The organism is Ferrimonas lipolytica, assembly GCF_012295575.1.
GTDB lineage: Bacteria > Pseudomonadota > Gammaproteobacteria > Enterobacterales > Shewanellaceae > Ferrimonas > Ferrimonas lipolytica.
In genome coordinates, this window is sequence record NZ_CP051180.1 from 3,566,370 (window position 1) to 3,582,033 (window position 15,664).

Annotated in this window: 17 protein-coding genes and 1 riboswitch; of the genes, 2 read left to right on the forward strand and 15 right to left on the reverse strand. The window is 49.3% G+C overall.

Going from position 1 to position 15,664, the window contains the following annotated elements; genetic code table 11:
- Window positions 1–60: 60 nt before the first annotated feature.
- Window positions 61–309, forward strand: coding sequence for a GlsB/YeaQ/YmgE family stress response membrane protein (locus HER31_RS16130; RefSeq protein ID WP_168662109.1), 249 nt, complete (start codon window positions 61–63; stop codon window positions 307–309).
- A 363-nt stretch (window positions 310–672) separates the two neighbouring features.
- Here the strand turns inward: HER31_RS16130 and HER31_RS16135 are convergent, their stop codons facing one another.
- The 7 genes from HER31_RS16135 to moaA all read right to left on the reverse strand — a co-directional run bounded on the left by HER31_RS16135 (window position 673) and on the right by moaA (window position 4,669).
- On the reverse strand, window positions 673–1,209 hold the full coding sequence (locus HER31_RS16135) for a GNAT family N-acetyltransferase (RefSeq protein WP_168662111.1): 537 nt from the start codon (window positions 1,207–1,209) through the stop codon (window positions 673–675).
- Window positions 1,210–1,235: 26 nt separating this feature from the next.
- Window positions 1,236–1,910 carry a TIGR01621 family pseudouridine synthase gene (locus tag HER31_RS16140; protein ID WP_168662113.1) on the reverse strand — a complete coding sequence of 225 codons (675 nt, stop codon included), beginning with the start codon at window positions 1,908–1,910 and terminating at the stop codon, window positions 1,236–1,238.
- 53 nt (window positions 1,911–1,963) lie between these two features.
- Entirely contained in the window at window positions 1,964–2,410 is a 447-nt protein-coding gene (gene moaE / locus HER31_RS16145; protein WP_168662115.1) for a molybdopterin synthase catalytic subunit MoaE, read from the reverse strand.
- Window positions 2,411–2,412: 2 nt separating this feature from the next.
- Window positions 2,413–2,661, reverse strand: a complete 249-nt coding sequence (gene moaD / locus HER31_RS16150; RefSeq protein ID WP_168662117.1) for a molybdopterin synthase sulfur carrier subunit — start codon at window positions 2,659–2,661, stop codon at window positions 2,413–2,415.
- 3 nt (window positions 2,662–2,664) lie between these two features.
- Window positions 2,665–3,138: a cyclic pyranopterin monophosphate synthase MoaC gene (gene moaC, locus HER31_RS16155; protein WP_168662119.1), complete on the reverse strand. Its 474-nt coding sequence runs from the start codon at window positions 3,136–3,138 to the stop codon at window positions 2,665–2,667.
- Window positions 3,135–3,659: a molybdenum cofactor biosynthesis protein B gene (gene moaB / locus HER31_RS16160; RefSeq protein ID WP_168662121.1), complete on the reverse strand. Its 525-nt coding sequence runs from the start codon at window positions 3,657–3,659 to the stop codon at window positions 3,135–3,137. Before moaB ends, moaC begins: the two co-directional genes overlap by 4 nt.
- Before the next feature lie 29 nt (window positions 3,660–3,688).
- A complete protein-coding gene (gene moaA, locus HER31_RS16165; protein WP_168662123.1) occupies window positions 3,689–4,669 on the reverse strand; it encodes a GTP 3',8-cyclase MoaA in 981 nt (326 codons plus the stop codon).
- Window positions 4,658–4,796: riboswitch (molybdenum cofactor riboswitch) on the reverse strand. Its footprint overlaps the gene before it by 12 nt.
- Before the next feature lie 207 nt (window positions 4,797–5,003).
- Between moaA and HER31_RS16170 the strand changes: the two genes are divergently transcribed.
- Window positions 5,004–6,641: an electron transfer flavoprotein-ubiquinone oxidoreductase gene (locus tag HER31_RS16170; protein WP_168662125.1), complete on the forward strand. Its 1,638-nt coding sequence runs from the start codon at window positions 5,004–5,006 to the stop codon at window positions 6,639–6,641.
- Between the two features lie 49 nt (window positions 6,642–6,690).
- Here the strand turns inward: HER31_RS16170 and HER31_RS16175 are convergent, their stop codons facing one another.
- The 8 genes from HER31_RS16175 to HER31_RS16210 all read right to left on the reverse strand — a co-directional run bounded on the left by HER31_RS16175 (window position 6,691) and on the right by HER31_RS16210 (window position 15,458).
- Window positions 6,691–7,674, reverse strand: a complete 984-nt coding sequence (locus HER31_RS16175; protein WP_168662127.1) for a LysR family transcriptional regulator — start codon at window positions 7,672–7,674, stop codon at window positions 6,691–6,693.
- 249 nt (window positions 7,675–7,923) lie between these two features.
- A complete protein-coding gene (locus HER31_RS16180; RefSeq protein WP_168662129.1) occupies window positions 7,924–9,714 on the reverse strand; it encodes an aryl-sulfate sulfotransferase in 1,791 nt (596 codons plus the stop codon).
- Window positions 9,715–10,163: 449 nt separating this feature from the next.
- Window positions 10,164–10,778: a disulfide bond formation protein B gene (locus HER31_RS16185; RefSeq protein ID WP_168662131.1), complete on the reverse strand. Its 615-nt coding sequence runs from the start codon at window positions 10,776–10,778 to the stop codon at window positions 10,164–10,166.
- Window positions 10,779–10,788: 10 nt separating this feature from the next.
- Entirely contained in the window at window positions 10,789–11,391 is a 603-nt protein-coding gene (locus HER31_RS16190) for a thiol:disulfide interchange protein DsbA/DsbL (protein ID WP_168662132.1), read from the reverse strand.
- Window positions 11,392–11,691: 300 nt separating this feature from the next.
- Window positions 11,692–12,681 carry a GGDEF domain-containing protein gene (locus HER31_RS16195; protein WP_168662134.1) on the reverse strand — a complete coding sequence of 330 codons (990 nt, stop codon included), beginning with the start codon at window positions 12,679–12,681 and terminating at the stop codon, window positions 11,692–11,694.
- Between the two features lie 36 nt (window positions 12,682–12,717).
- Window positions 12,718–13,560 carry a PfkB family carbohydrate kinase gene (locus tag HER31_RS16200; protein ID WP_168662136.1) on the reverse strand — a complete coding sequence of 281 codons (843 nt, stop codon included), beginning with the start codon at window positions 13,558–13,560 and terminating at the stop codon, window positions 12,718–12,720.
- 97 nt (window positions 13,561–13,657) lie between these two features.
- Window positions 13,658–15,010, reverse strand: coding sequence for a coproporphyrinogen III oxidase family protein (locus tag HER31_RS16205; RefSeq protein ID WP_168662138.1), 1,353 nt, complete (start codon window positions 15,008–15,010; stop codon window positions 13,658–13,660).
- Between the two features lie 298 nt (window positions 15,011–15,308).
- A complete protein-coding gene (locus HER31_RS16210) occupies window positions 15,309–15,458 on the reverse strand; it encodes a hypothetical protein (protein WP_168662140.1) in 150 nt (49 codons plus the stop codon).
- Window positions 15,459–15,664: the final 206 nt, after the last annotated feature.

Here is a 15,664-nt window from a genome sequence, read left to right on the forward strand (position 1 = left end):
GGGCGTTTTTGTTTGCGCTGGCTATGCTTGATGATGAGTTGATTATTATGGAGCGACAGTATGGGATTTTTATCTTGGGTGATCTTAGGATTAATCGCAGGCGCATTGGCTAAATGGTTGATGCCGGGCAATGATGGTGGTGGTTGGTTTATGACGATGTTGCTTGGCATCGTTGGCGCATTTGTTGGCGGCTTTGTCGGGGGGTTTGTTGGTTTTAGTAACGTCAACGGCATCAATATCGGTAGCTTATTCACCGCCACTGTCGGTGCATTGATAGTGCTGTTTATCTACAACAAATTTATCCGATAGCTGGTTGAACAGCCGTTGCCTATCGGTGACAAGATGATGCCCTGCCAGTTGCGCAGGGCATTTTTTATGGCTTTGTCACAGTTAAGTGTTGAGGTTTATATCAAGCCTTCGGCTGGACCTATTGCAGTACTCTTAAGGGGTTATGTCGCGGTGGCGACGGCACATTCTTGTATGCATTAGGGGGAGCTTCGCCCCCTTTGGAATCCCCCTTTGCCTTAGGTCACAGTCAAAAACGCTTCGCTGGAGTGCTCCAATGCGGCAGAAGATCAACGACGGCAGTGCTTTCCCCTGGTATCAACACTCGCCTAGCCAGTGATTTAACAACATTGGCAAGAACAACACTTAGTTGGTACACAGCCTATTTTATTGGTCGTTGTTCCATTCGTTGGCTAGCGCCGCCATCATCACCTTGTCGTGATAAGCACCATCTCGATATCCGGATTGACGTAATACGCCTTCGTGCTGGAAACCGGCCTTCTCATAGGCTCGTTGTGCCGCGGGGTTAGTGGTAAAGGCAGTTAGTTCGACACGATGTAGGTTGAGGCTACTAAAACCGTATTGGGTCACCATCCGAGTAACCTCGGTGGCAATGCCTCGGCCCCAGTACTGCTTGTCACCAATGAGAATGAAATACTCTGCGCTGTGGTTAATGTCACTGATCCCAACCAAGCCGGCATAGCCAATTAGTCGGTTGCTGTGCTTGCATTCAATCCCTAACGATACCGCATTACGTTGTTCATTAATGCTGGCCAGCCACTGTATCAACGCTCCCTTTGATTGTGGCTTGGTAAACTGGGTAACGCTGTAGCGGGTAACATCCCGATCCTGTAACCAGTGGTAGAACACCTCCACATCGGTGGTTTCCAGTGGGCGTAATCGGCATTGGGTTGCTTCAATCATATGCTTACTTCCATCTTTAGTAATGCTTAACGCTTCGGCCAGCTTGGTTGCTGTTGTTGCCACTGTTGCAGTAATGCCGTTAACTCGTCGCTAAGGTAGTGCTCACCACAGCTTGGTGCTTGGGTAAACTCATGCTGCTCACCATTGAGCGAAAAAACCAATTGATAGGCATGGAGGTAGGTGCGATCAGACTCGACACCACCATATAGCGCATCCCCTAGAATTGGTGCACCGATGGATTTGAGTGCGACCCGGATTTGGTGGGTTTTACCCGATAAAGGGCGTAACAAAAAGGCGCGTAACCCCGGCTTAACCGACGCACTGACGAACTGGGTAGTGGCGTAGTTGTCTTTGGCCCGAGTAAGTTTCCATTGGCTGCGACGAGCCTTAGCCATGCCACCTTCGATAGTCCCCTGTTTCTTCTTGGGCTTATCGGTCGACAGTGCTAAATAACGTTTCTCGATGCTGTGCTCAGCAAACTGCTGGCTTAACGTGGCAGCTACTGCACTGCTGCGTGCCAATAGCAACAAACCAGAGGTTGGGGTATCGAGCCGATGTACGCTATAGAGCTTCTCGTTGCGGTCTGCTTCAACCTGAGCAACGACACCAGCGCTGCCATCTTGGCTATGAAAATGCACCCCGGCGCTTTTATTGATAACGATAAAGTTGGGATGTTCGGCAACAAGCTGGTATGCGGGCATAAAAAAGGGCTCCTAGATGGGAGCCCGATTATAGCGATAACTACAACTAAGCGTTAGCGTTGCCACTGCTCCGCCGCTTGTTGATCGGCATCCTTGGCGTCTACCCAAACGGTGCCTTCGTTACTGGTTTCTTTCTTCCAGAACGGTGCACGGGTTTTCAAAAAGTCGATTAGGTATTCGCAGGCAGCAAAGGCGGCCTTGCGGTGGGCGCTGGAGACACCGATAAATACGATCTGATCGGTCAGTTGCAGATCGCCAACACGATGGATGATAGTGACATCATCCAAGGGCCAGCGGGCACGAGCCTCAACCTCGATCTGCTCGAGTACTGCCTCGGTCATGCCAGGGTAGTGTTCAAGCGTCATCGCTGAGACGTTTTTGCTGTCGCCAAAGTCACGTACCTTACCGACGAAGGTGACCACAGCGCCACAGGCTGGGTTGTTGGCCAGCTTGGCGTACTCCGCTGCAACGTCAAAATCTTTGGTTTGCACCACACCCATAACTAGCCTCCGGTAACCGGTGGGAAGAAAGCGACTTCATCGCCGTCAGACAATTCGGTTTCCCAGCCAGATAGGGTTTGGTTAACGGCAACCAAGACGTTGGCTTCACCAAGGGTAAGCTGCCATTTATCGCCACGTTCAACCAATTGCTTGCGCAGGGCATCAGCGGTTAAACCGGTAGTGGCTTCAATCTCAACCTTATCGCAGCCAATCACTTCACGGATCTGAGCGAAAAATAGTACTTTGATCATTTGTTAAACCTTAAAGTGGCCGGACTTGCCGCCCTTTTTCTCAAGCAGACGAACGCCTTCAATCAGCATATCTTTCTGTACTGCTTTGCACATGTCGTAGATGGTTAGTGCGGCGGTGCTGGCAGCGGTTAACGCCTCCATCTCAACACCGGTTTGGCCAGCCAGCTTACATAGGCTCTGAATGCGAACTTGGCTATGTTCCGGCTCTGGGATCAGATCAACGGTAACCTTGGTTAGCATCAGTGGGTGGCACAATGGGATCAGATCGGACGTCTTCTTTGCTGCCATGATGCCAGCGATGCGAGCCGTCGCGAATACGTCACCTTTGTGGTGTTCGCCGTTCATTATCATCGCTAAGGTGTCTGGCGCCATCTTGATGATCGCTTCAGCTCGGGCTTCACGCTCGGTTGCTACCTTTTCAGTAACGTCGACCATGTGTGCTTGGCCCTGCTCATTGATGTGAGTAAATTCGCTCATTTGGCAATTGGTTTCAGGTGGGTAACGAAGTTACATGGACGGTGAGTTGAGTCCAGCTGCTCTTTCAGGATCTTGGTCCAACCGGTACGGCAGGCGCCAGTAGAACCAGGCAAGCAGAAGATTGCAGTGCGATTGGCCATGCCACCAATAGCGCGTGACTGGACGGTGCTGGTGCCTAGCTCAAGGAAGGTGATGTGGCGGAACAGCTCACCAAACCCTTCAATTTCTTTATCAAATAGTGGCGCTACTGATTCAGGCGTGGAGTCTCGATCGGTGAAGCCGGTACCGCCAGTAGAGATAATTACTTGGACGTGCTCAGAGGCGATCCAATCAGACATTACTGCACGGATGGTGTACTTGTCGTCTTTGATGATCTTCCGCTCAACCACGTTGTGGCCCGCTTCAATTAAACCATCTACTAAGAACTGACCTGATTTGTCGTTTTCCAAGGTACGGGTATCAGATAGGGTTAGTACGGCCACGTTCAGTGGTACAAAGTTCGCTTGTGAAAGGTGTCCCATAATGTGTCTCAGTCTCTTGCTGTAATTTATCAACCACCGATGGAGGCCAGATGCGGCGTGGCACCGGCATCACCATCGTGCAGGTGGTGTGTTTCATGTTTGCTGATCAGCGCGCGATGGAGGCGTTGCTGCAGCTCTGGAATATGGTTGTCACTGCCGAGCAGGTCGCGCAGTTCAATGCCAGCTTCGCCAAACAAGCACAGGTGCAGTTTGCCGGTGGAGGAAACCCGTAAGCGGTTGCAGCTGGCGCAGAAGTCTTTAGCGTACGGCATGATTAAGCCGATCCGCCCAGCGTAATCTGGGTGACTGTAATTCAGTGCTGGCCCAGCATCTTTATCAGCGGGATCCAGCTGCCACCCTTGCTGCAGTAATTGCTGTTGAATAACGGCACCGGCTAGATGGTGCTGTTTGAAGTAATCGTGATGTAGGCCTGTCTCCATCAATTCGATGAAGCGAATATCGACCTTACGATCGCGGATATAGTTCAAAAACAGCGGCAGTTGATCGGCATTGTGGCCTTTCAATAGTACCGCGTTGATCTTGACTCGACGGTAGTCAAGTTCAAGCGCCCGATCGATCCCTCTCATCACTAAATCGAAGCGACTGTCGCCGGTTATTCGCTCAAAATCACGACCATCTAGGCTGTCAGCGGATACATTTATCTGTTGTAGGCCTCGGCGTTGCCATTCGGCTGCGTGCTCGGCCAAACGGTAGCCATTGGTTGTGGTAGCTACGGTTTCGATTAAGGGGGTATTCGCTGCTGCTTCAATCACTTGCTCAAAGTCTTTACGCAGACTTGGCTCACCACCGGTAATACGGATTTTACGGGTGCCACAGTGAGCAAATGCTGTCATTACTCGGCGCAGTTCGTCCAATTGCAAATGGCGTGGCTTACCTTCGGGTTTATAACCGTCGGGGAGGCAGTACTCGCATTTGAAGTTACAGGCGTCGGTAATCGATAAACGGAGATAGTGAAACCTCCGGCCGAACCGATCTTCCAGTTGTTGCATGTGTCACCTTTCCAATAGTTACGGGAGGCTCGGTGGCTTTCGCTGTCGGCCCTGGTGGCTCGAGGCCACGGCTAATGCTCCTTATCATGAGTGACGTAGGGGCATTAGCTCGGTTCACAAAGACGTAGTGTAAAGTATAGCCAGTACGGTTCACAATCTACTTAGATCACAGTTTGTCCGCCTGTGCGGCTTGTTTTTCAGCTTTCGCAGATGGCTGAGCTATTACCTTAGTATGACACTACTACCCCTGTGATCTTAATCACTTTTTCAGTAAGCTGATGGCTGCATATATAAGCAGTGGCCGCGGTTACGCGGCGATGACGTAGAGGTTGCTATGGAACGTGAGTCAATGGAATTTGACGTACTGGTGGTAGGAGCCGGCCCTGCCGGTTTATCCAGTGCTATTCGCTTAAAACAACTCAATTCAGAGTTGAACGTATGTGTGGTCGAGAAAGGCTCCGAAGTGGGTGCTCACATTTTATCTGGTGCGGTGTTTGAAACACGTGCTTTGGATGAGCTGCTTCCTGACTGGAAAGATCTTGGCGCACCGCTGAAAACCGCCGTTAGTGGCGATGAAATATATATGTTGAAGGCCAATGGCCAAACCAAATTCAACAACGCTTTTGTCCCTAAAACCATGCATAACGACGGCAATTACATTATTAGCCTCGGTAATCTGTGTCGCTGGTTAGCTGAGCAGGCCGAAGGACTTGGCGTTGAGATCTACCCTGGCTTTGCCGCTGCTGAGATTATTCACGAACAGGGTATCGTCAAAGGCGTTATCACCGGTGATATGGGACTTGATCATAACGGTGAGCCCAAAGATGGCCATATGCTCGGGATGGAACTACGTGCCGGTTACACCTTATTTGCCGAAGGTTGCCGTGGTCATCTAGGCAAACAGCTGATCGAACAGTTTGGCTTAGATAAAGATAAGTCACCACAGCACTACGGCCTCGGTATTAAAGAGGTATGGCAGGCACCGGAAGGCAAGCATCAGCCAGGGTTAGTGATCCACACAGCTGGTTACCCGTTAGCCGAACACGACGCCACCGGCGGTGGTTTCCTGTATCACGGCGACGATGGCCAACTGTTGGTTGGTTTGATCACCGATTTGAACTACAAAAACCCACACCTTAGTCCGTTTGAAGAGTTTCAGCGCTTTAAGACCCACCCGCAGATCCGGCAGTACCTTGAGGGCGGTGAACGCATTGCCTATGGTGCCCGAGCCATCGCCAAAGGTGGCTTTAATTCACTACCAGACATGCACTTCCCCGGTGGTTTGTTGATTGGTTGTGACGCCGGCACTCTTAACTTTGCCAAGATCAAAGGTAGCCATACTGCGATGAAGAGCGGCATGTTGGCAGCTGATGTGGTGGCTGAGTCGTTGGCGGGTAATGCTGCTGGCGGTTTGGATCTTACCCAAATTACCAGCCACTTTAAGGCTTCGTGGCTGTATGACGAACTCTACCGTAGCCGTAACTTTGGTCCGGCATTGCACAAGTTTGGCACCATGGGGGGCGGCGCGTTCAACTACATCGAACAGAATTGGTTTGGCGGTAAGCTGCCGCTGACCCTACAAGATGAGACTTACGACCATGAGGCGATGACCTTAGCGGCTGACGCAACGCCGATTAGTTACCCTAAGCCTGATGGTAAGGTCAGCTTTGACCGTCTCTCTTCTGTGTTTGTCTCCAATACCTCCCACGAAGAGGATCAGCCCTGTCATTTGCGTTTAACCGATAAGGCTATCCCGGTGGCGGTTAACTTGGCCCAATTTGCCGAGCCGGCGCAGCGCTATTGTCCTGCAGGGGTCTATGAGATCGTTGGTGAGGAGAGCAGTGAGCCGAAGTTACAGATAAACTTTGCTAACTGCGTTCATTGTAAAACCTGTGATATTAAGGATCCAAGCCAGAACATCACTTGGGTAGTGCCAGAGGGGGGCAATGGCCCCAACTATCCAAATATGTAACGGCCAACAATCAAAGGACGCTGCGGCGTCCTTTTTGTTGTCCTCGTCGCTAGGATGCTAATAGCACCGGCAGGATCTCAGCCAGTTCAGGACGATTGAATTTTCGTTGAATGAATTGGTTAAAGGATTTGGAGATAAACTCAACCAAATAGGTGGTCTCTTGCGAACCATAACGGGCACGGCTGGTGTACAAACGATAGCTGGCTTTATGGCGGTTTAGTTCATCCGGTGGCAGTAACACGACATGGTTTTCTAGACTGTCTGGCAGTGCAGCTAGGCTAGTGTAGGTAATGGTGTGGTTGTCGGCAATGGCGTCATAGATGCTGCCGACGTAACCGATGCGGGCGACGATACGCATATTGATATTATGCTCGGCGGTAACCTTTTCAAGGATGGAGTTACCGTTGTTGTTCCAGCCAGCAAGGTCGTTGAGTACTACTGGGTAGTGGCCAAGATCGGTTAACTCGACATAGCCTTTTCTGGCCAATGGGTGATCTTTATGAACCACAATGGTACGCAAGCAGGGCGCGAGTTCGACTTCGTAGATGCCTTTGTTGCCGATTGGCATCACATGGATGCCGAAGTGAATGGAACCGTTGTCGAGATCGAACATCGAGTGCAGATTCCATGGGCGTGCGCACAGCTGTGTATTAGGCATGGTTTGCTGGATCTCACGCAGCAGTTGTCCGTACCAATTGCATACGGTGTCATCGGCAACAATAAAGATCTCTTTGCTGATTAAGCTTGGTTCGAAATGGCCAGCATGGAGCAGCTCTTCGTGCACTCGAGTAACCAGCTCGGTAGCGATAAGGCCAATCTGCTTGCAGCGCTCTGTTGGCTTCAACCCGGTGCCAGTTCGAATGAACATCTCGTCGTCGAATATGGTACGCAGCCGCCGTAAATGGTAGCTGATGGTCGACTGGCTCATGCCCAGTTCGTCTGCAGCTGCACTGGCATTGCCATGTTGAATCAAACAAATGATCAACTCTAGGTGGGCAACGGAGAGGTCTTTAACACAGTCTTTAACGGTCATTCGAGTCTCGGTTGGGACGAAATAATCACACAGTAACGAGATCACTCAAATGTTGTAGTGCGGTATATCGGGTAATAAAAGATGGCCGTAAAGTAGATGAATGGGCTGTGATGATGGCTGCGAAAATGTGTGCTGATAACGAAAAAAAATACCTTTTGATATTCTTTTCGCGGCGACGACAGTACATGAGGTACTGTCTTTAAATAAAATAAAGCCTCCGCTGGGAGGCTTTATCGTCAACCGTTGCGGTTACTTACCAAACTGGCTGGTTAGATTGACTATGCTAGCGCGGTAGTGTGGGGAGTTGTGTTTATCGGACAGCATGTCGATTTCAACCATCACCTTTTTGGTGTCGTAGTCGATCTCATTGATTTTACCCACCGTTGGTTGGCCTGGCGAGTACAGGTGAATGGAGCCACCAAAGCCAAACATGGTGTTCTTATCTTCGAAGTATTCGACGTTGGAGGTAATTGGTGAGTACCAATCGTAACCACGCTCTTTACCGTATTCCCAAGTTTGCTCGACGGTCATGTTGTCTTCGTCAATCTTGTACTCAACAAAGCGTGAGTATTTCATGGTAGGCATTGCTGGCTGTTCGTGGCCGCGGCCATCACCATTATCAAACACGGTTAGGTTGCCGGTGGTGTTGTTCAACCAAGCAGTGTGTTGGGTGTAGGAGAAGTCGAAATCTCCCTCGCATACGCCTTTTTCAGAGCATTCAATCGCTTTTCCTTTGGCATCAACCGGCTTGAGCAACTTAGCAGACAGTTCTGTATTCCAACCTTCAGCTGGAGCCAGAATCCATTTCACTTCTTTATCGCGAGTTACTTTAGCAACACCTTGGTGGCGGAACGACAGGATGATGGAGTCGTCCTTTGGATCGTATTCTACCGAGTTGATGTGAGCCCAGTTTCGACCGGCGCCAATGCCAGGGATATCTCCGTATGGGGCGTTGATTTCCATTACGCCGGTTTCGCCTTGGTGATCGATATCAACGTTCAAACATACTGCGCCCATATCAAGCGCTTCTAACAAAGCATCACGATATGGATCCATGATTTCGGCTAGGTTCCAGACATCAGCCAGATTACCGTCTTTGTCCAGCTCCAGAATGTGGTCACGTACGGTGTGGACGATATTGCCTTCGGCGTTAACGTAGTTGGCTTTGGCTGCACGCACGAGGGTATGGCCATTTGGCATTACGTTGGCTTCGTGAGATGCATCAATGTAGCCCCGCGGTAAACGCTGATCATCAATGCGGCCGAGCAGATCGAAGGTACCCCAGCGTTGACCCTGTACGAAGGTGTACTTGCCGTTGCCGTTGTCGTGGAAGCCCATAAAGTAGCCACGCTTCTCTACATCTAATGCAGTGCCATCGTAGGTTGCGTCTTGATTTAACCACCAGCGAACATCGCCGTTGGTATCTACAACGTAGGTCATTGGGGCGTTATCAAACGGCATAGAGCCGGTTGCTGGCGAGCCTTCAAAGATGCCGGCATCTTTGGCTTTTTGACCAGACCAGTGCAGATCGGAACCTTGCTGATTGTAAGTATGGGTGTTGACTAGGTAGAGGCGTTCCTCGAAGCCTTTTGCGACGGTTTTAACGTCGGCTACTTGCATCTCACTGATGGAGCGGTTGTCCATGTAACGGTTATTGATGCTGGAGGTCAGTACTTTATGTTGCTCGGAGATTTTTTTACCATCGAGCACATAATCAATTGTTACCGCGTTGTTGTGGCTGGCGTAGAGGCCAAATAGCGGTATGCCATCGTGACTGTTGATGGTTTGTTGGCCAACTGGGTAGGAGATGTCAACGCCGTTCTTACCTTTGCCGTGCACCGTAACGGTGACATTGGTTGGGCGCTTAGAGCCCAAGTCTAAAATCGCAGTTAGTGGTGAGTTGCCGTATGGGTTAACCAGGATAGCGCCTAATTGCCCCACTGCTGGGGCAGGCTTAAAGCCAGCGGCTTGTGCAGGTAAGGCGATGCTTGCCAACGTAAGGCCTGCGACAATCGCAGAGGAAAGAAGAGTTTTTTTCATTATATTCTCCGAAATAAACTTATTATTTGTTAATTCGAAATGGATATTAGTTGGATTGTTTAATAATGAATTAGGCATCGGTCACACAATTTTTAACCTCACTTATTAATTATTTAAATTAGCGAGTAACTCAAATATAAAATAAAGCTATTTAAATAATCAAAATACCATTTTTAAAAAATGATAATTATCTACTTATTTTTGATTTACTATGTGAAGTATATCTATCGGAATACAAAATAATTGGCTGTTTCGAGCCAAGCTCAGTTTTTTAGCATCAATTCAAATTTGATTTTCTTAGTCGGCTTGGTGACTAGTGGACTATTGTGCCGATACTGATGCAGTTAGTGCTGGCGCAGCATATGCCCGGTTTAGACGGAGTTAATCGGTACCAACAAAAAACGCAGCCAATTGGCTGCGTTTTGCTGTGACGATGAAGCTTGTGCGAACTATTTGTTCAGTAAGTTACGCACCCAACCAAAGGTGGCTGCACCCAAACCGATGGTAAAGAAGCTGTACGCAATAATGCAGTACTGTGCCATGTTCAAGCCCAGTAGTGACCAATCGTCTTCACCACAGATACCAGATGGCTGGAACTCGTACGGGAACCACTCATGCAGTGGCAAGCCCAGTGGGAAGTGAGGTTCAGTCGAACAAGCACCGCCACCGCCACCCGCTGCGAACAAGTCACCACCAGTTGCCATTACGTCATCCAGTGCATGGGAAGAGTCATGCAGTGCATTTAGTTCAATCGACCACGCCATGCCCTGCAATACGCCGTACCACGCCAGTGCCATGCCAACAACTTTAAGGATGTTGTTGCCAGGTTGGATCGCGATGATTAGGCCGGCAAACAAGATGCAACACTGGCTAAAGCGAATGTAAACGCAGATTTCACATGGGTCCATCTCTAGGAACCACTGGAAGTAGCCCATCGCAGATAGAATCAAAAACAGTGCCGCGCCGCTCATTACAAACCACAGCCAACGCTGGTTTTGCCATTGTGCTAAGGTTTGAGCTGGGGCGCCTTTTAGCGCGCCAAAGCCCTCTTTAATTGGATTCATCAAGGTGCCCTTACTTAGCCAGCAGTTCAGCAGTCAACTCGTCCAACATCTTCATGCTGGTGACCGACTGGGTATTGATCAGGTATTTGCCGTTAACGACGATGGCAGGAATGCCTTTAATCTTGGCAACTTCTAAGCCTTGGTCCCACTTTTTCAGCAATTTAGCCACTTCTGGCGAGGCAGCGTGCTTGTCGAATTCTGCTTTAGATATCCCCAGCTGATCGATACCAAACTGAGTCGCTTCTTCGCTTGAGCTGAACTTTTTCTTTAGAGCGTGAATTTGCTTGTAGTAAGCCATCTTCACTTTCTTGTACTGCTTGTCGCCCAGTACTTTACCTACGGCCACGGCAGTGGCTTTTTCTAGCCCAAATGGAGGCTTAGTGGTGATGTGGTAGGCGTCGTAGCTGATGCCATCTGGCAAATTTTTAACGTAGTTAGGGATAACCGCTTTTTCGTACTTGTAACAGAACGGGCAGTTAGTGGAGTACACCTTAACCACTTGGTTGGGAGCGTCGAAACCACCGTCTTTTAGGTCGATGTAATGCTTACCTTCGTCATAAGCTGATGCACCAAAAGATAAAACTAATGCCATTGCTGAAATAAGCTTTTTCATAAATATTCCTGACTAAATTAAATTCTATTTGGTAGCCATTTTAAGTAAAAAATCACAACTAAATGTGATCAGTGTGGTGAGTGGTGTTCACGGGGTGTGGTGATTTATTATTCTGCTATCCAAGACATAAAAAATCTAAGATTATTAAAAAATTAAAATAGTATATTGGTATTTTTAATTAACCAAGTTAGATGATGTTTACGGCCTTGTTTTTCGCAGGTTTAGAATAAAGATATCAAAATAAAGCGCTCTCGCTGGTGAGTAGTGGCTTAGTGACCTGGAGTGGCATTACTGACAACGCTAAGCCACAGTGGTGCGGCCGGTTTCGGAATGTTTCGCCTGGAACATTGCCAGTTGTGCTCGGTGTAATAACTGCTCAGCGTTGACCCCTGGCTGCCATTGGCTGATACCTTGGGTTAGCGTGACATATCGACTTATTGGAGAACCTTGATTCTCCAACTTAGTGCGCGCAAGGTGATCTAAGATCTGCATGGCCAGCCGATTGGCACCGTGTTTATCGGTGCCAGGTAGCAATAGTACATAGTTGCCGCCATTAAGCCGTGCAATCAGATCGGATTGGCGCTGTGAGTCGCTTTTGATGAGACGAGCCACTTGCTCAAGGCAGCTGTTGCCATACTCGTTCCCGTAGTGTTCGTTGTAAGCGCGGAAGTAGTCGATATCAAGCACGATGAGACTGAGTGGGGTTTTACTGCGTTTGGCTTCCGACACCGATTGCCGTAGCCTTTTTTCGAAGTACTGCTTATTACGTAGTCCGGTGATGGCATCGTAATTATTGTGACGCTGCAGTTGTCTTTTAAGGCGGTGCTGCTCGATCTGCTTGAGCTTAGCAAATCGCTGCCATAAACCGCTTTGATACCATAGTAATGTTGCACCAATGGCCCATACCGGCAGCCAGATATTGAGCTCAATGGTTATCGAGTAGACCAGCAGCGACGGCAATACCCACAGTACTATCAAATAAGGTTGGTGGGCGAAGGTTGGGATCACCATCAACAACATAATCAGGCTGGCTTCGGGGTAGGGTTGCGCGATGAGCGACAGTGCTAAGGTGATCGAGCAGGCACAGATTAGGTAACCAAGGGCGTTAGTTGTGGAACGTCGCCAAGTGATCCATGCCGTAATTGGGGTAATGATAATGGCGCTAATCAACCAACCAAGATAGGGGCGACTGGGCTCGACACTAAGTAGCTGCAACATGAGTGCTACCGTCATTGCGCTAAGCAGTGCCGGTAGAGCTTGATGATGAGGTGGATGTTGGGTGTACGTCATTTCACCTTCCTTGGTGTCGACGCAACGATGACGTCGTTAAGACTGTAAATATAGCTGTAAGCTGTGATCTGGCAGGGAGCTGTTGCTGTTTACCGCATAGGCAGCCCACTGTGCGCCGTACTCCATCGCTTGCTGTAATGGTAGACCCTTTGTCAGTGCATGGATCAACCCACCAGCATAACAATCACCAGCACCGGTACTGTCGACCACTTTGGTTGCGACCGCGCTGCAATGTCGTTGCCCTTGGGAAGTGTAGGCGATAGCGCCGTTTTTTCCCTGAGTTACGATAAATGCTCGCAACTGTGGCCCCCCAATTTGCAGGCCAAACTGCCATGGGTCGTCGACGTTGTGTTGGGCTAAGTCATCAGCGCTGGTGAGTAGGTAGTGACAAGGGCGCTGGGCCAAATCTTTGGGCAGCTGCGACACCACTAAGGCGTTGCTGTTGATGGCGTGACGGAGTAAGCGTGGCAACCCTTCAGCAGACAAATTGACGTAGATGCAGTCGTACGGACTGGGGTCAAAGCTATTGGGGAGAATGAGGCGAGGTCGGTTTGGACGTAAGATAGTCCGCTCACCGTTTGGCTCCATCAACAATTGCAACGCCTGAGTATCTCCAACATGGCGATGGACTAGGTTGCAGTTAAATCCCAGCTCGGTTGCTTGTTCAATCAGCCAGTCACCCAGCTTATCTTCGCCAACCTGACTCAGTAACGTTACCTGATGTTGGGCCCAAACTAGGCCTAAACCAGTATTTACTGCTCCACCGCCAAGTCGATGGCCCTGCGCTTCGTAGTGGATACGAGCGCCACTTTGTAGTGGGCGTGACAGGCGAAGGATCTGATCGCAGTTTACGTTAGCGATGATCAGGGTGTTGGCCATAAAAACTCTCTGCCGCGGCGGCAATAAACAAGTATGAACCTGAGTATAAAAGAAAAAAGGCACCTCGAGGGTGCCTGTTGTTAATTTGTAGAAAAGATTACATGTCTTCTTTTTTGAGCGGACGGCGCAATTCTGCGCGCACGTTATCCATTCCGGTATAGAAGTTTTTCATCATCATTAAGCCCATCATTAAGCCGTTTGGTGTGGCTTGCAGTACGTCTGGGTTGTTGGCGTCTTTTTCAAAACCGCCGATGCCGTGCATAAACGCCATCTCTTTGGTTAGGCTGGTGTAAACGTTACTGTCGTACTTCTCTTTGAAGTACTGCTTGTTCAAACGGCCGCCGAATACACTGAGCAGGAAGCGGTATTGTAAGGTCGCGTGTTTGGAGTAAGCCTTGGTGGCCTCAACGCCCATCAGGCCGTTTTCAATCTTCTCTTGGTAGCGACGCAAGGAGAAACTGTTTACGTATAGGTTATCGTGCAGGAACGAAAAGCTGCCTGAGCCCAGACCCAAGTAATCGTCGCAGTTTACTACATACTCATCGAAGGCCTCTTCGCTACTCTTACCGAATGACCATGCCGTTAACTGTTCGTATTCACCGCGCAGCTCGTTCAAGATCAGTTCGTAGTCGCTGCGAATATCTTGGTTTTGGTTCGCTAACTGGGCCTTGGTAACACCTTTGGTTTGTGCATGACGCTTGGTGAGATCAGATACCATCAATGGGTAGGTGGTGATCTGGCGTGGCCCCAATTTTTTTAAGGTGGCGATGTCATTTGCTAACACCTCAGGGGTTTGGCCTTCAAAGCCAAAGATCATGTCGCAGTTCAGTATTGGGAAGTTTTCATTGGCACGGGCCAATTTTTCAAACACTACTTCTGGTTCGCCGAATTTTTTCAGGCGGTCGGTTTTTTCCAAGATGCCGCGGTCAAAGCTCTGCACCCCGACAGACAGACGGTCAACTAAGCCGTGTAGTTGGGTGAACTCCATTGAAGTTAAGTGCAGTGGATCGGACTCAACTGATACTTCTTTGATCGATGGGAATAGGGTTTTTGCCAATTCAATGGTTTTCGCAAGCTCATCCACTAAGACCGTGGTAGTGCCGCCACCAACGTACAGTTCGTGGAAGTCGTAACCCAACGTCTTAGCCATATGCATCTCTTGGCGCAGCGCCTTGAAGTAAGCGCGTGCCTTTTCTTCCTTAAATAGAAAACGGTGGAAGGTACAGAAGCTACACAGGGTGTGACAAAAAGGAATATGAATGTAGAGGGTGTAGTTATGCCCCTCTCGTGGCGCGGGGATGCTTTCGCAAGAGCGAGTATCCATGCATAAGTGACGCTTGGTGTAGTGCTTCATCAAGCCTTCCATACCACGCAACATCCAGTTCGGAGTGGTGATCTCGGCAGCTTTATTGATAGCAGCATTATTGATGGCGCGTTCTGCAATAGACATAGGGGGCTCTTTCTCACGATTGTTCGGTTGCCGAGAGCTCAAACACAAGCATTGGTTTGATAGTCGACTGATGAATACATCTTATCGTTAGCCGCCGTCGCTGCGCAGGCTTGGTGTAGGGTAATGTGACCGCCGCCAGATTTGATTGTTAAAATTGCGATCACAATTGCAGAATAGGTTGTTTTTTGAACGCAAAAACAGAAGGGCAAGGCCCTCCTGTTTGAGATGGTTTAGCTTTAATTACCAAATATGACCTTTATTCATTAGCTTATAATCAGTAGCCGATCTCACCATAGACTCAACGACCTTGAGCAGAGTAAGTGGTGGTGTCGTAACCTTGGAAGCTGGCTGCTGAGAATGGCAGCTCTTCATCAAGGACGTTGTTAGCCCCGAGGGTGAAGTGCCAGTGGATAACGAGGTAGCTGGGATTAAGAGCAAGAGAGGTCATCGAATCGATGCTGCCGGTGGCAGCAGCATCTTTATCGTCGTCAACCTCACCAATGTGGTTAACTCGAGCTCGCTGCCGTCGGCCAATACCTCGTCAAAGCTCAGCACATAGGTGAGGTTGTAGCTCAGATTAAAATTACCAGCGCCGTTGGTTCACGTTTTAGCACGTCGGGGTTGGTGCCGTAAGTCATTTACTTATTACAAAAA

Bases quoted from the DNA above. Each gene is read 5' to 3' on its own strand.
- HER31_RS16135 (WP_168662111.1), bottom strand. From the start codon at position 1,209: ATGATTGAAGCAACCCAATGCCGATTACGCCCACTGGAAACCACCGAT.
- HER31_RS16195 (WP_168662134.1), bottom strand. From the start codon at position 12,681: ATGACGTACACCCAACATCCACCTCATCATCAAGCTCTACCGGCACTG.
- HER31_RS16140 (WP_168662113.1), bottom strand. From the start codon at position 1,910: ATGCCCGCATACCAGCTTGTTGCCGAACATCCCAACTTTATCGTTATC.
- moaB (WP_168662121.1), bottom strand. From the start codon at position 3,659: ATGGGACACCTTTCACAAGCGAACTTTGTACCACTGAACGTGGCCGTA.
- HER31_RS16210 (WP_168662140.1), bottom strand. From the start codon at position 15,458: ATGACCTCTCTTGCTCTTAATCCCAGCTACCTCGTTATCCACTGGCAC.
- HER31_RS16170 (WP_168662125.1), top strand. From the start codon at position 5,004: ATGGAACGTGAGTCAATGGAATTTGACGTACTGGTGGTAGGAGCCGGC.
- HER31_RS16185 (WP_168662131.1), bottom strand. From the start codon at position 10,778: ATGAATCCAATTAAAGAGGGCTTTGGCGCGCTAAAAGGCGCCCCAGCT.
- HER31_RS16130 (WP_168662109.1), top strand. From the start codon at position 61: ATGGGATTTTTATCTTGGGTGATCTTAGGATTAATCGCAGGCGCATTG.
- moaD (WP_168662117.1), bottom strand. From the start codon at position 2,661: ATGATCAAAGTACTATTTTTCGCTCAGATCCGTGAAGTGATTGGCTGC.
- HER31_RS16200 (WP_168662136.1), bottom strand. From the start codon at position 13,560: ATGGCCAACACCCTGATCATCGCTAACGTAAACTGCGATCAGATCCTT.
- HER31_RS16175 (WP_168662127.1), bottom strand. From the start codon at position 7,674: ATGACCGTTAAAGACTGTGTTAAAGACCTCTCCGTTGCCCACCTAGAG.
- HER31_RS16190 (WP_168662132.1), bottom strand. From the start codon at position 11,391: ATGAAAAAGCTTATTTCAGCAATGGCATTAGTTTTATCTTTTGGTGCA.
- moaE (WP_168662115.1), bottom strand. From the start codon at position 2,410: ATGGGTGTGGTGCAAACCAAAGATTTTGACGTTGCAGCGGAGTACGCC.
- HER31_RS16205 (WP_168662138.1), bottom strand. From the start codon at position 15,010: ATGTCTATTGCAGAACGCGCCATCAATAATGCTGCTATCAATAAAGCT.
- HER31_RS16180 (WP_168662129.1), bottom strand. From the start codon at position 9,714: ATGAAAAAAACTCTTCTTTCCTCTGCGATTGTCGCAGGCCTTACGTTG.
- moaA (WP_168662123.1), bottom strand. From the start codon at position 4,669: ATGCAACAACTGGAAGATCGGTTCGGCCGGAGGTTTCACTATCTCCGT.
- moaC (WP_168662119.1), bottom strand. From the start codon at position 3,138: ATGAGCGAATTTACTCACATCAATGAGCAGGGCCAAGCACACATGGTC.